Source organism: Psychrobacter sp. FME13, from assembly GCF_014861395.1.
GTDB lineage: Bacteria > Pseudomonadota > Gammaproteobacteria > Pseudomonadales > Moraxellaceae > Psychrobacter.
The window spans coordinates 23,431-38,874 of sequence record NZ_RRYV01000020.1 but is presented as its reverse complement, the minus strand read 5'-3'; the positions used below and the strand labels follow the sequence as shown (position 1 = coordinate 38,874).

Here is a 15,444-nt window from a genome sequence, read left to right as displayed (position 1 = left end):
TATAAATACGAATAAAAACACAAATGATAATCATTAATAATTTTAGATAAAAAACCTTCTGCTTCTCATTTAATTATTTACTGGCTCTACGTTCAAAACCTCTTTCGTCTTAGAATATATCTATGAAATTGACGGATAACCTTTGAGGACATCGTCCATGATGATGTTTAATGAGGTTGGACTAGCTGCTGCTATATACCACGCGTCGGCATCAACAAACACAACGTTACCGTTTTTCCACGCTTTGGTTTGACGCAGTAAAGGATTGCTTACATCATTAGAACTGATAGTCGCGCGATGTTCCATAACTGCAGTACGGTCAACGATATAAATAATGTCAGGATCTGCCTGCTGTATAAACTCACTAGAAATCGGCTGACCATGCAGACTGGTATCTTCAAGTGTGCTTGCAGGCTTGACACCTAAGTCATTAAAGATAAAACCATAGCGAGAATGTACGCCAAAATTACTAAAAGCCCCATTATTATGCAGTACTACCAGCGCTTTTTCTGGGCGATTCTTTGTTACTGCTTGTACGTCTTGTACCCTTGCTTCTAGCTGCGCGACCTGCTCTTTTGCCAATGCTTCTTTATCAAAAATCCTACCCAAAGCTAATAAGTGATTTTCGACATTTTCGACATGTCGCGCCTGACTGTCTTTAAAACTCACATCGAAATGTAGCGTTGGTGCAATCTCGGACAACTCTTCATAGTTTGCCGCATGTAGTGGGGTCATCAAAATAAGATCAGGGTGTAGCGCATATATGCGTTCCATATTGGGCTGAACAATTGCACCTAAATCCTCTATGTCAGCATTTTTTTTGTATTGAGCCAAAAAATGCGGCACATAGTCTTTGACCATACCTGCAATCGGTACACCAAGCTGGTCTAGAAAGTCAGCTTCGTTCATATCAAGTACGGCAACCCGCTGCGGACGATGATCGAGCACGGTCGTACCAAGCTCATGCTCGATGGTTATGGGAGTTTTTAGCGCCTGTGACGCTGCAGGCTCATGAGATTTTTGTTCACAGCCTTGTAGAGGAATAGATGCCATAATGGCAAGCATCCACACACAGCCTTGTTTTCTTACATTCATATACTCACTCCTGATAAATTAAAGTAATTGCACAAACAACCACGTTCACTACGAATAATCTCAAACTCAAGATCATACAATTCGCTTAAGTTGCTTTCTGTCACCACCTGCTCAGATGAGCCACTAAAACTCAGTGTCCCATTTTTCAATGCTACGATATGATCTGAATAATTGGCCGCAAAATTGATATCATGAATCACCAAAATGACCGTCCTACCCTGTTCATCACATAAACGCCGTAGCGCTTGCATAATGTGTACCGCATGCTTCATATCCAAATTATTCAAAGGCTCATCCAGCAATAATACATCCGTCTGTTGCGCGATGGTCATTGCCAAAAAAGCCATCTGCCGTTGACCACCACTCAATTCATCCAAATAAGCGTGGCGCAAAGGCGCTAACGCCAAAAACTCAATAGCCTCATCAATGATATGATGATCTTCTGCCGTCAATACGCCGCGGCTATACGGAAAGCGCCCAAACGAAATCAGCTCCTCCACCGTTAAGCGCAGATTGAACCCGGGCGACTGACGCAGAGTGGCGACGTGATGAGCGTATTCAGAGGTACGAATATCACTAATGTCGCGATCTTCAAACAAAACCTCACCGCCACTTGGTTCTAGCAGTCTGGCCATCACCATTAGTAGCGTAGATTTTCCAGCCCCATTAGGGCCAATCAATGAGGTCACTCTGCCTTTAGGAAAAGCCAAACTGATCTCAGACAAAACGCTTTTGTTGCCATAACTTTTATACACATTGTTAATCGTAATCATGTAAACCCTCTGGTACGAACCGTCAGCGTGAGAAAATAAATACCACCCACAAGGTTGACAAGAATACTGACGCTGGTTTTATAATTAAAGACGTGCTCAACAAAAATCTGAGCCACTAAAAAGATAGTAATCGTAATAACGCAGGCCATAGGTAACGTGACCCTATGGCGGTTACTACCTGCAAGCACATACGCGATATTGGCAACAAACACCCCCATAAACACCGTCGGGCCAATCAAGCTTGTGGACACGGCCACCAAAATAGCAATGAGAGCCAAATACCGTTTAACATACTTGGTGTGATTCACCCCAAGGGATTGTGCCTGCTCGCGGCCCAAGGCCAACACATCTAATATAGGTAAGGTTTTGCGGCCAACCCATAGCGCGGTTGCAACCGCAAGTACCCCATAAAACAACGTCTCAGGCTGAGATCGATTGAATGAGGTATAGCTCAACCCCTGAAAAACAGAAAACTCGCCAGGGCTGATACGCAATTGAATAAATTGAGTGACCGTGCCAATCACCATGGTCAGTACCAAGCCAAATAACAGCAAAGTGTAAACATCGTTTTTACAGCGTGAAAACAGCCAGTGGTGCAGTGCCCATGAATACGCCAGCATTAGCGCGATAGAGACTATAAAGTTGCCGCTCACTCCCAGAAACAGTAACCCTTGTGTGCCCATCAAAAAGAGCAATAGCACTTGCCATAACAAATAGACCGCTTCGTAGCCCATGATCGAAGGCGCTAAAATCCGATTGCCCACAATCGTCTGAAAAATGATGGCTGAAAAGGCCAAGCAAACACTACCCAAAATAATGGTGGCCAAGCGAATCAAGCGCTTAGGAATCAGATAATCAAAATCCAAACCTGAACCGATGAATAAAAAAATAAGCGCCAAGACGATAATCAATACAAACATCGTCCGAAACTTTATAGTTACCGTCATCTGACACCCCTCATAATCAGCATGAGGAAGACCACGCCACCAAGCCCGCCTGCCGTAAGACCAATGGGCACCTCAAAGGGATAAATGACCAATCTGCCAAACACATCACACAGCAGCAGCAGACAGGCGCCGCCGAGCGCCACAATGGGCAGCGTGCGCGATAGGTTCTCTCCATACTTTAATGCCACCAAATTGGGTACGACCAACCCCACAAAAGGTATCGCACCGATGGTGATGACTGACGCGGCGACGGTCACTGACACCAGTATGAGACCCAAAGCGGCAGTGGTGACATAACTCAGCCCCAAACTGGCCGCCATCTCCTCACCCATACCGACCACCGTAAAGCGATGCGCGTAGACATAAGCGAGAACAATAATGGGCAAGATAATATAAATCAGCTCATAGTGACCTTGAACCACCCGCGAAAAATCCCCCAACAACCAGCCTTGCATGCTTTGCAAAATATTGTGTTGGTAGGCATAAAACTCAGCGATGGCGCTAAGCACACTGCCATACATCAAGCCAAGCACAGGAATCAGCACAGAACGCTTAAGCTGAATGCGGCTGATGATATAAATAAAAATCAGACTCGCAGCAAAACAAAAGACCAGCGCAAACATCATCTTACTGCCCGTACTCGCACTAGGAATCATCGTCAGTGACACTAAAATGCCAAGCTTGGCGGCATCCATCCCCCCTGATGTTGCAGGCTCAACAAATTTGTTACGCACGATATGCTGCAAAATAACGCCACTGACCGATAGCCCTATCCCTGTCAGTATCAGCGCGATCAGCCGTGGTATACGACTGGCCGTGAGCGTCAGCCATGCGTCCGTAGAAAAAGAAAATAATTCCGACCACATTATCTGTTTGGTACCAATCATAAGAGAGGCCAGACATAACGTGGCAAATAAAACCGATAACCTAAATATCATGAAAAATCTGCTGCGCTTGAGAATAGAGTTTCACTCATAAGCATCAGTGGTAACAAAGCGGTATTAGTGATGCGCCAAACGACAGCTATTGTCATCAACGACAAAAAATATCGCTGTAAATATAGCCATACTTAGCAGATGTTTGGCACCGTCTAACAAAATTCAGCTGTTTTAACACACCTTATCGGCATCATCAAACCGATATGGACATGCCCCACTATACTTATAATAAAAAACAGAAAAAAAAGGCTGTGCTTACCGTCAGTAAGACAGCCCCCCCCCCCATTGATTCACCACCAAACACGTAAGTGGCTCACTTCTTTACCCTGATCAATATACCCTAAGCCTTATTACCGATCTAAGAGCGCATCTTCAGGAATACCATACGTTTGAAAAGCCGTGCCGCTAGCAATGCGATACACCTCGCGACCCAGTAACTGATTGATAATCACTGCATTGCGATTGGCACCAATACCCAAGTCTGGAGAACCGACTCCTTGTTGGAATATTTCTGAATTTTGTATAAATATTCGTCCCAAACCTGCATCACACCTAAGCGCCGTAAAATCTTCTTGCACTATAAAATCATCATTACTGTCCGTTGCCAGTACCGACCCTTTTAATTGCGTCAACCATTGTGGCCAGTCATGCACATAACCGACAGCCGCAATCACGGCGTCTGTCTCTAGGCTAAAGCGCTGCGCTAGCTGCGTGTGCAAACACTTGATCTCAAGCGCCCCTGATTGGATATTTTTTGCAATAGCTTCCACTTCGCAGTTGGGATGTAGAGATAAGCCCGTAGGCTTGCCACCGATGGAACGCTCATACAGCAGATCATATATATCGGCGATGGTTGAGCAGCTGATCCCTTTATATAACAGCCCTTGTTCCCCTGCGATGTCACGGCGTTTTTCTCGAGACAGGCTTTGAAAGTACTGCATATACGCGGGTGTAAAGCACTCTTGGCCAAGCTTTGAGGACTCCATAGGATGAAATCCTGCTGAGCGGCTGATCCAGCGAATGCCCGCTCCTGCGGCAACTTGAGTTGGCGTCAATGATCTTAGCAGTGCTAGTACACACTCAGCCGCACTTTGTCCTGAGCCAACAACGGTCACTTTTTGACATTGCGCTAAGGCTTGTTGTAAGGAGGCAAACTCCGCCGCATGCTTGACCAAAGGATGGTTATTTTCGGCCAGCCATTTGGGTATATTTGGTCTTGTACCAATACCAATGGCCAGATTGGTGCTGCGATACTGTTTTTTTTCTCCTTGTGTTTTTCCTCCTGATGCTAATGTACTGTCGATGACAAAGTGATCTTGCTTGGCATCGTAAGTGACATCGTCAACATGCTCACCAAAATGGCAGCTGGGTAACTGCGTAGCGGCCCAGCGGCAATAGTGATTGTATTCAACGCGCGGGATTAAAAAGTGCTCATAGTAATAAAACTGGTATAAGCGGTCATGCTGATGCAAATAGTTTAAATAGCTCAGCTGATGGCATGGATCTGCCATCGTGACAAGGTCGGCAAAAAAAGGGACTTGCAGCGTCGCACCAGACAAAAGCAGTCCTTTATGCCACTGAAACTCGTGCTTACGCTCTAAAAATCTCGCCTGAATAGTGCGATGCTCGGAGAGCAACGCCGCCAAGCCCAAATTAAAGGGCCCAATACCAATACCAATAATGTCGGCAATTTTTTTATTCATTGTACATAAGCCCTTAATGTCAAACGATTCCAATATTTAATAGTGCTGATTTTTACTATGTCATTGCAGCAGCATGTCTCTTTTGCAGCGCTTTGTTGCGCGGGCTATCCAGTCTTTAAGAGCCTCAGCACCTCAGTCACATCGCGGCAATGCAGTAGCTGCGCTGGCGAGAGCTGCACTGCATAAGTGTCATAAAGGCGCTTTGAGATGGTTTTGAGGTGCTGAGGGCGCAGACCAATGGTCATAAAATTCATGGTTTTATCGACAGGGGTATCACTCATCTGACCGATGGTGTCCAAATAAATATCAAATAAGGCTTGCTGGCAAAACGTGGAAGTCACATCAGCGCTTTGCTCTGTAGCGATAGGCAGATATGGCGATACATCAAAGTGCAAGGCTTGTGAGGCGACAATTTGATGTATCGCGGTATCGATAGCCTGCAACAAGCAATCAATGGTCTTGGTGGCAATGGCTTTGGGCACATGGTCGATATCAAACACGAGCGCGCCATCACACTGGGTGGTAAAGCGAATATCAATCGCTACCTGCGGCGTTTGGGTTAATCCACGCTCTAAACTCATTGGCGCATCTGCTGTAAGAACCGGCCAAGACAAACCATTGGTAATTACGATAGGCAACACAGGCGCGGCATTGAATTTTTCAAAGAGCAATCGCGCCAAGTCTACTCCTGAGAATGACAAATGCTGTAAGCCTTCGAGCACATCGACTTGTAAATTTGAGGCTTGCTGAACGAAGTTTTCTGTACCACCTGCCCACTCAACCGCCATAAAGGTGGAGTTATTGACCAGCGTACCTGTATATAAGGGTAAAACGGGCACCGCAACCACGATGGATTGCTGTACCTGCAATTGTGTCTGCACTTGTGAGAGCAGCTCTAGAATGAGTGCCATAATCACAGAGTTTTTAAACAGCCCTTGTTTTGCCCCAATTTTCCCCAATTGCCGAAACGTATCTGCGGGTACGACCAAACTGCGGCGCACAAAATGGGCAGCGCCCAGCTCATTTAATGGTTTGATCCATGGCAATGCAGGCACATTGGTAACGGCAGACAGCTTTTGTACCCAGTAGGCCATATCCACTGCACGTGTCGCCGCTTTAGATTCAGCTTTAGCAGGCGTGTCTGTTGTCACAGTAGGAATCGTCATACATGTGGTTGTGGCGTACGGCGATGCAAACAGCTCAAGCATTAAAGACGCGATCGCACGGCCATCAAGAATGAGCGCATCAAAGCGTATAAAAAGGCGCAAAAAGCCATCTGTTAAATGAAAGGCCGTGATGTTCCAAGGTGCGCCCTGCAAATCAAACATTTGGTGTGTATACGTCTCTCGATAAGACTGTAGATAGATAGTGGCCTCTTTGGCTGAGAGGTGGTGCAAATCAATCTCTTGTAGATTGATACAGCTATCATTGCTCACATACTGAGTCAGTGTGGTCACATTGATATGAGTGCGTAGACCCTCATGCCGCTTAACAATATCCGTCAAGCGCTGCTTGAGCACAGTCATATCCATACGACCATAGTATTCACGGAACTCCTGCATGGCAACGCCGCCAAGCGGCAACTGCGTCGTACGACCAAGTAGATAGGCTTCTTGTATCGCGGACAATGGCTGCTCGTCAGTCATTATGGTTTTGTGATCGGCTGGCTGCTCAGGTTGATAAATAATGCCTTTGGGCAGTTGATTAAACATCATATCCAGAACAGCAGGATTTTGACCGACTTCTCTCAGTAAGCCGATAAATGAGTGAAACAGCGCAGTGACCCATGCCAGTGGTAATGTGTCTAGACGTATGTCCCAATTCACCAGTACGCCATTCTCCACACGTACCACCTGAGCATCCAAGGCAACCTGCGGACCTTGAGATGTTGTCCATGTCATTTCACCAAAAGCTTGTTTGACACTTTCAGAAAACAGCACCCCTTGTGGTAAATCCAAAGCGGCAGTAAACACCACAGGCGTCTGCTGGGCAGCACCATGATAGCGAGATAAATCTCTCATGATATTGACACCCGCATAATGGGTATGGTCTAGCAGCTCAATCATTTGATCAGCCACATCTTGACAAAGCGTACCCAAGGTTTTGGCTGCCGCTGTGTCTATATTGACAATGACAAAATTAGAAAAATCGCCAATACACTGGTCAATATTCTCTACCACAGGCGCGCGCCAAAAGGTTGGAACATTGAGCCTAAAGAAAGTATCTTGGGTGGCCTGACACAAGGCAAAAGCAAACAAACCAAGCATCATGCTAGAAAAAGTGATTTTTCGCTGACGTGCCAGCTGCCGTAACGCTTGGTATTCTACGCTTGTCAGCTGCTCACTGAGACAATGACTCTGCGCCGTTTTTGCTGCGTTATTACTCACTGGCAATGAGGGCATTGGGGCGATATCTGGAAGACGCGCCCGCCACCATGCTTTGTCTCTATGATGGCGCTGCTTGATGCTTGCATCTGCTTGCATGGCTTCATGCCAATCAAAAAAGCAGACAACAGGCGTAGCAGTGGTGACTATGCCTTGATAACACGCCGCCAACTCCTCTATCAACTGACAAAAGCTGGAGGGATCGACCGCGATCATATCTGTGTCAATATGCAAACGAAAGTTTGATTGATTGAGCAGACTGATGGAGTACCTTGCCGTTTGACCACTGGTCAGATCCAGCTGCTGGTGCGTCCATTGCTCACGTTTATCTTGCAAATACTGTATTTGTTTTTGGGGAGTTAGCACGCTTAAATCATCAATTTCAAGCAGGGTTTTTGGTGCAGATGCAGCAATAGTAGCAATGCCATCTGAGCTGAGGCGCATTCTCAAGATAGAGTGCTTCAAATGCATATGCTGTAAGGCCGACTCTAGCTTTTGTAAATCAATTGATTGCCCATCAAATTCAACATAAAGATGGGCAGCCACCCCACCTAAAAACTCAGATTCGCTGATACGACCAAACCAGCAGGCTGCTTGCATGGGAGTTAATTCACTCATGATGTGCTTACTCAGTTGACAAAATAATATATATGAGGCACTGTATCACAAATGATAATCATTAGCATTAACATTTACAAACAATAATTGATGATTGTTGTTTTATTGCCCTGATATTTTTTTTCACTATGACGTAGCACCGTTTCGCTAAGGTTTTGACAATATGATTAAACCGCTTATTAAATTTTATCCTTGGCCAAAAAACAGAGCGCAGCACTATATAACCCAAGGCTATTGGATCAATGAACCACTGACACATATCCTGTCTCAGCGCTGTGCCAGCGACCCTAAAGCGACGGCGCTGATCTGCGGTGATCGTCAGCTCAGCTATCAAGCGTTAGATGACTTATCTACCCATCTAGCCCATCGCATCAGCGCTCAAGGTATTGGCAAAGGAGACACCGCCTTGGTGCAGCTGCCCAACACGGCTGAATTTTATATTGTTTTTTTTGCGCTATTAAAAATAGGTGTCGTTCCCTTAAATGCGCTTTATTCCCATCGGCAGCATGAGCTACGTAGCTTTTGTCAGCAAATTAAACCACAGTTACTTATCGTGTCAGCGACTCACGAGGTGTTTAAAGACGATGACTTTATTAATGAGCTTCATGCTACTGATCTGAGCCCGCAGCTTGTCTTAACCCTGAATGACGCTGCAAATACGGCAAGTAAATACAGACTGGAGACATGGATAGCAGCCAGCGATATGGTGGATGCTGACGATGCGCATCCTGTGCTCTACTCGCCTACCCCCGCCGATGAGGTGGCTTTTTTTCAGTTGTCCGGCGGTAGTACGGGCACGCCCAAGCTAATCCCGCGTACACACAACGACTATTACTATAGTGTCAGAGCGAGTGCTGATATTTGCAGACTGGATACTGATACGCGGCTGCTTTGCGCGCTACCGGCACCGCACAATTTTATGATGAGCTCTCCTGGCGCGCTTGGCGTGCTGTATGCAGGAGGCACAGTCGTTATGGCACCTGATCCTGAGCCCTTAAAATGCTTTTCAATCATTGCGCGTTATGGTGTCACTATGGCGTCACTAGTACCAAGTGCGGTCGTGGCGTGGATAGAGCAAGCGCCCAAACATGCAGCACAGCTGAAAACCTTGCAGCTGATACAGGTCGGCGGGGCAAATTTCTCTGAGACGCTCGCACGAAAAGTGCCTATAGTATTTGGCTGTGCTTTACAGCAGGTTTTTGGTATGGCTGAGGGACTGGTGAATTACACTCGCTTGGATGATGCTGATGAGCAAATATTCACTAGCCAAGGGCGACCGATAAGTCCAGATGATGAGGTGATGATTGTTGATGAGCAAGGCAATCCTGTCCCAGAGGGTGAGGTGGGCATGCTGACCACCCGCGGGCCTTACACTTTTTGCGGATATTACCAAAGCCCTGAGCACAATGCCAACGCATTTGATAAGAATGGCTACTATGCCTCTGGCGATTTGGTACAGCGCACCCCTGAGGGCAATTTGCGCGTTGTGGGGCGCGTCAAAGACCAGATCAATCGTGGCGGGGAAAAGATCGCTTCTGAGGAAATTGAAAACCTCATTCTTGCGCATCCTGATGTGTTAAACGCCGCGCTCATCGCCATCACCGACCCGCGACTTGGTGAAAAAAGCTGCCTCTACATCATCTCTCGTGACCCTAATATCAAAGCATCAACGCTACGGCGTTATTTACTAAACACAGGTATCGCTCAGTACAAAATCCCTGATCGTTTCAAGTTTATTGAGTCTATGCCCTTAACCGCCGTGGGCAAAACCGACAAAAAAGCCCTGCGTACTCTTCAATTACTTTAATGATTTTATGACCATCCCAATACTTTCAAATTCAATAGCGAGCCTTGTATGACCATCAAAACCCTCTCCGACTACCCCATGCCGCAGCCTGAAAGCTACCCCGCCAATAAAGTAAATTGGCAACTCGATGCCAAACGAGCCGTACTTCTAATCCATGACATGCAGCGTTATTTTATTAATTTTTATGAGACGGACAGTACACTTATCAATACCTTGATCCAGCATTTAACACGCCTGCGCCAATGGGCTTATGACAATGGCGTCCCTGTGGTATATACCGCCCAGCCTTATGAGCAGCCAGAGGAAGACCGCGCCCTACTCAATGCCATGTGGGGCGCAGGCTTGCCAGCATCGACAGCCGATCAGCAACCCATTGTCGATCCGCTCACCCCAGCTGACACAGATACCGTCTTGACCAAGTGGCGCTACAGCGCGTTTGCCCGCTCAGACTTGCAGGCGCGTATGCAAGGCTGGAACCGTGACCAGCTGATTGTGGGCGGGGTTTATGCCCATATTGGCTGTATGGTGACCGCTATAGATGCGTTTATGAGTGACATTCAATGCTTCTTAGTCGGTGATGCGGTTGCTGACTTCTCAGAAGCGGAGCATCGCATGGCATTACAGTATGTGTCTTCGCGTTGTGGTCAAGTGCTAAATACCGAGGCGATCGTTGGGGCAAAAACGGACAAGATCACCAAACAGTGGCTTCATACCCGAGTTGAGCAGCTCATTGAGGAAGAGGAAGAGATCGACCCTGAGGAGAATTTAATTGTCTACGGGTTAGACTCGCTTAGGATCATGCAGCTTGCCGCCGAGTTTAAAGGATATGGCGTTGATATTGGTTTTGAAGAGATTGCACGCAATCCAACCTTGTCTAACTGGTGGGATTTGATACAACAGCAGCAAAAGTCAGCCTAAATAGTTCCCCTAGATAAAAGGATATAAAGAACGTGAGTGATGACCATCTAGAGGGTGTTTATATTCCCAACCAAGACGCTGCATTTGCAAACGTCGTATTGCATGACTATCTTGCTGCGATTAAGACCAATATATTGGTCACACCGCCAGATAAGACCGCGCTTATTTTTGCTGATCAATCGATCAGCTATCATGAGGTGGGGCATCATGTTGCAGCAATAATGGCAACCTTTAGGCAGCAAGGTATTCGTGCTGGGTCTGTTGTGGCCATTTGCTTGCACAAGAGCCCTGAACATGTCTATACCACGATTGCATGTGCCTTAATGGGTATCGTTTGGCTGCCTGTTGATATACAAGCACCGCGCTCAAGGATTGACTACTTACTGACCAATAGTCGGGCCGACTTTGCCGTCAGTCAGGGGCCACTATCGCCGCTGTCTGGTATTCAAATAACGATCATTAATATTGATACCGCGCGCGGTCATAACGAACCGATAGATCTGCGTGACTGGTCTTGTGCCTATGATTTAAGCCGCCGCCCTGCCTACTATCTCTATACTTCGGGTAGCACAGGAAAACCAAAATGTGTGGTCTTAAACAATCAGGCAACCGCCAATGTCTTGCAACAAACCATAGCACACTGGGACATCACTCATAATGATGTCTGTATGGCTATCACGCCTTTTCATCATGACATGTCTGTATTCGATATTTTTGCGCCCCTATCAGTGGCAGCGACGCTGGTCATCCCAACTACCGAGCAGCAAAAAGATGCGGGTGCATGGGCAACATTGATCGCCAAACATCACATCACACTGTGGTGTAGCGTGCCTGCCATTGTCGATATGTTATTGACGGTGAGTGGTCATGATCAAATCAAGACCCTGCGCTTAATTGCCCAAGGCGGTGACTATATCAAGCCATCTATGATTGCCCTGCTCAAACAGACCTTGCCCCAAGCACGGCTGTTTTCTTTAGGCGGGCCGACAGAAACCACCATTTGGAGTATTTGGCATGAGATCCTTGACGACGATCAACACACCATTCCATACGGGAAGGCCTTAGCACACAACCAGTATCATATTCTAAATGAGCAGCACGCGCCTTGTGAGACTGGCACTATCGGCACCATGTATATGTCTGGCATCAATTTATCAAATGGCTACTTATTGGATGGAGAGATACATCACAATGACTTTATGCCCATTGAAACGATAAATGGCGGCGTGGTCATGGCCTTTAAGATGAGTGATTTGGGTTATTATCGAGATGATGGCGCGATCATATTTTCAGGACGCAAGGAAGGCTATCTCAAGGTCAAAGGCGTACGCATCGCGGCATCTGAAGTTGAAAATGCATTATCTAGCCATCCTGGCATTCATCATGTCGTAGTAATCAGCTGCACAAATCCTAACACCGAGATCAATGAGCTGGTGGCGCTTTATACCATCAACAATAGGCATGACACAAGCAATACCAACCGTGTGTCCAAGCAGCATCTGAGCGCTATTGATCTAAGGGTTTATCTAAAAGATCAGCTACCAAGCTCGCACATTCCCTCTAAGTTTTTATTAATAGATGACATACCGCTGACAGCGAACAGCAAAGTCGATCGTAACAAGCTACTGAGCCTCGCGCAGGAACGATTATCTATAGCGCCAACGCCTGTCATAGCGGGCATACCCACTGATCCCAGCCTGTCAGCAGAAGTGATTGATACCATCTTGCCCTTATTTAAAAGCCATCTATCCGAGCACCAAACGCAAATACAAACGCTAGGGGGCAATACGCAACTGCTTGCTTTAAACCTAAAACCCAAACAGCTGATGACCATCGCCACAAAGCTGTCACAGCAGCTGAATGTCTCGCTTGATTTTTATTCACTGGTGGCCTGTAAAACACTGGGTGAGGTAATGGCAAAAGCACAGCTTGCTTTAGACCATCCATAAAGCTGCGCTACATAAAAAGGACATAAAAAGGATCTACCGCGGTAAACCCTTTTTAGATCCTTATCTTTTTTATGCCCTTATCAAATGCTTATACCACCGCGCTAGCACCCTAACGTCGCACCACCATCCACCACCAGATCCTGCATGGTAATATGTGACGACTGATCGCTTATAAAAAACATGATCGCGTTGGTGATGTCTTTAACCTGCGCTATTTTTTGTAGCGGTATGCCAAGTTTATACTGTTTAAGATTGCCCGCAATGGTGGTTTGCTCGCCATTGTCATCTGTCCATAGCTGCGTTTGCATCGCCGTCCCCGTGGATCCTGGTGACACCACATTGGCTTTGACACCATATTCAGCCAGCTCTAATGCCACTGTCTTTGTGAAGTAAGTCAGCGCCGCTTTTGATGCTCCGTAGGCGGACATATTGATACGCGGCATTGCGGCGGCATTGGATGACACCACAACGATACTGCCACTGCGTTTTTCTTTAAAATAAGGCGTCAACTTTTGGCAGAAGTGAAAGCAAGAAAACACATTTACCGCAAAGGTATCCAGCCAATCTGTCGAGGACATATCATTGTGCTGTCCCAAATGCAGGACACCTGCAATATGAATAAAATAGTCAGGGGGACTGACCCTTAATAGTGTCTCGCATAAATGTACAATCTGCTGTTCATCTCGAATGTCACAAATGTGTACCTGCTGTTGTAGCGCTGCGGGCAGTTTGTCTTTGGTCTTATCGATACCGATAACCTCAACATCCTCATCTAACAGGCGCTGCATCACATCTGCGCCAATGCCTTGATTGACGCCTACCAGCCACGCGGTTTTTTTTATCACAGTGTGGTTTGTCATTATACTGATCCTTAAGTGGGTTTGAGTGGGTTACGCGCTGGTGTCACAGAGGCGTAGTATGGTTTTCATTTTGTCTTCTGTCTCACGCCACTCCGACTCTGGGTCAGACCCTTCGACGATACCAGCACCCGCATACAACCGTAATTTTTTATCATTGAGTAGCCCGCAACGAATTGTGACGACCCACTCGCCATTGCCTTCTGCATCCATCCAGCCCACCAAGCCTGTGTAATAACCGCGCTCATACCCTTCATGCTGCAATATAAAATCTTTGGCCAATTGCGTTGGTGTACCACACACTGCAGGGGTTGGGTGTAGCTTTAATGCCAAGCTCAAAGCATTGGGCGCGGCTTTTTTTAGTGTGCCTTGTAATGTTGAGGACAAATGAAACATGGTCGAGGTTTCGAGCACTTCTGGAAACTCAGACATACTCAGCGTCACACAGTCTGCCACCAGATTACGCGATATGTTTTCGACAACGATTTTATGCTCGTGCTGATCTTTGATTGACTCATGCAAGGCTCGTTGGTTTCTTTGATTGTGCTCTAAGCTATCACGCTTGGGTCTAGAACCCGCTAGAGGATTGCTCTTAACGAGCCGATCTTTTTTAGACAATAGTAGCTCTGGGCTCGCCCCTAGTAGGTATTGCTGATTGTCTACGGGTATCACAAAGTTATAAGCGGTTGGGTTCTTATCCAGCAAGGCGTCTAAGTAAAAGGCGAGGTTCTGCGACTCATCAAAACGGACATCAACCGCTTGTGACAGCACTATTTTTGTTAGCTCTGTGTTTTTGAAAGTCTCTAACGCATAATTGACGGTTTTTTCAAACTTATCTTGATTCACCAGCAATGTCTTGTTCTTGATGTGCGTCTCATTTTTTATCAGATCAGCTTTTTTGGTTTTTTTGTCCGACTTATCGTAGTCACTATAAAAATTTAATACCGCGTCATTTTTGATATCAAAAGGAATAGCAGCAATTAAGATTGGATTTTTATCGCCATTATTTTTCATCTCTTTAAAACGATCAGCGATACGCTGATTAAAATGTACCGTATCTGCTGCAGGTGTCGTTAGCGTCTGCGAAAAACGCTTGCCGATCAGGTGATACTCTTTTGTAGAAAAGCAGGCAAAATGTGCTTCATGATTCGACGGTGTTTCTACATAATGTTGTAAAGACATAACTGATATCTCACTGTGGTTATTGATGCATCGATCGTTATTGTGACTTATATTATTAAATTTAAATGATAATTATAGTAATACTGATAATCATTATCACTTGAAAATTACAGATGGTACTTGTAATAAGTTTTTGATTCTTACGGACGGTGCTCTACAGGGTTGCCAAGACGCTATGCCACCTACTATGGATATATAGCTACTGTAATAAGTGAAAGGTAAGTGACTCATAAATAGCCGCCTGTCATGGCATAAGCGCTTTGTAGTACAATT

Annotated in this window: 10 protein-coding genes and 1 pseudogene; 3 read left to right on the top strand and 8 right to left on the bottom strand. The window is 46.1% G+C overall.

All coding sequences use genetic code 11. The features are described 5' to 3' along the window. Positions 1–120: 120 nt before the first annotated feature. The 6 genes and pseudogenes from EI164_RS04495 to EI164_RS04470 all read right to left on the bottom strand — a co-directional run bounded on the left by EI164_RS04495 (position 121) and on the right by EI164_RS04470 (position 8,532). The gene (locus EI164_RS04495; protein WP_192518795.1) at positions 121–1,095 is read right to left on the bottom strand and encodes a siderophore ABC transporter substrate-binding protein; all 975 of its coding nucleotides are present in this window, start codon (positions 1,093–1,095) and stop codon (positions 121–123) included. Continuing rightward, positions 1,092–1,868 carry an ABC transporter ATP-binding protein gene (locus EI164_RS04490; RefSeq protein ID WP_192518794.1) on the bottom strand — a complete coding sequence of 259 codons (777 nt, stop codon included), beginning with the start codon at positions 1,866–1,868 and terminating at the stop codon, positions 1,092–1,094. Before EI164_RS04490 ends, EI164_RS04495 begins: the two co-directional genes overlap by 4 nt. Further along, on the bottom strand, positions 1,865–2,815 hold the full coding sequence (locus EI164_RS04485; protein WP_192518793.1) for an iron chelate uptake ABC transporter family permease subunit: 951 nt from the start codon (positions 2,813–2,815) through the stop codon (positions 1,865–1,867). The genes EI164_RS04490 and EI164_RS04485 overlap by 4 nt, the downstream gene beginning before the upstream one ends. After that, positions 2,812–3,753: an ABC transporter permease gene (locus EI164_RS04480; protein WP_192518792.1), complete on the bottom strand. Its 942-nt coding sequence runs from the start codon at positions 3,751–3,753 to the stop codon at positions 2,812–2,814. Before EI164_RS04480 ends, EI164_RS04485 begins: the two co-directional genes overlap by 4 nt. Before the next feature lie 350 nt (positions 3,754–4,103). After that, positions 4,104–5,456 (bottom strand): putative histamine N-monooxygenase, encoded by a 1,353-nt coding sequence (basC, locus tag EI164_RS04475; RefSeq protein ID WP_192518791.1) that lies wholly within the window; start codon positions 5,454–5,456, stop codon positions 4,104–4,106. A 104-nt stretch (positions 5,457–5,560) separates the two neighbouring features. Then, positions 5,561–8,532: pseudogene (locus EI164_RS04470) on the bottom strand (condensation domain-containing protein). Positions 8,533–8,621: 89 nt separating this feature from the next. Between EI164_RS04470 and EI164_RS04465 the strand changes: the two are divergent. The 3 genes from EI164_RS04465 (at position 8,622) to EI164_RS04455 (ending at position 13,132) form a co-directional block, all read left to right on the top strand. Beyond that, positions 8,622–10,265, top strand: coding sequence for a (2,3-dihydroxybenzoyl)adenylate synthase (locus tag EI164_RS04465; RefSeq protein WP_192518789.1), 1,644 nt, complete (start codon positions 8,622–8,624; stop codon positions 10,263–10,265). Positions 10,266–10,313: 48 nt separating this feature from the next. Beyond that, positions 10,314–11,183 (top strand): isochorismatase family protein, encoded by an 870-nt coding sequence (locus EI164_RS04460; protein WP_192518788.1) that lies wholly within the window; start codon positions 10,314–10,316, stop codon positions 11,181–11,183. Positions 11,184–11,245: 62 nt separating this feature from the next. Continuing rightward, positions 11,246–13,132, top strand: coding sequence for an AMP-binding protein (locus EI164_RS04455; RefSeq protein WP_413038438.1), 1,887 nt, complete (start codon positions 11,246–11,248; stop codon positions 13,130–13,132). 101 nt (positions 13,133–13,233) lie between these two features. On the opposite strand, the gene dhbA is transcribed toward EI164_RS04455, so the two are convergent. Beyond that, on the bottom strand, positions 13,234–13,992 hold the full coding sequence (dhbA, locus tag EI164_RS04450; RefSeq protein ID WP_192518787.1) for a 2,3-dihydro-2,3-dihydroxybenzoate dehydrogenase: 759 nt from the start codon (positions 13,990–13,992) through the stop codon (positions 13,234–13,236). Positions 13,993–14,022: 30 nt separating this feature from the next. Next, entirely contained in the window at positions 14,023–15,171 is a 1,149-nt protein-coding gene (locus EI164_RS04445) for an isochorismate synthase MenF (RefSeq protein WP_192518786.1), read from the bottom strand. Positions 15,172–15,444 lie beyond the last annotated feature (273 nt).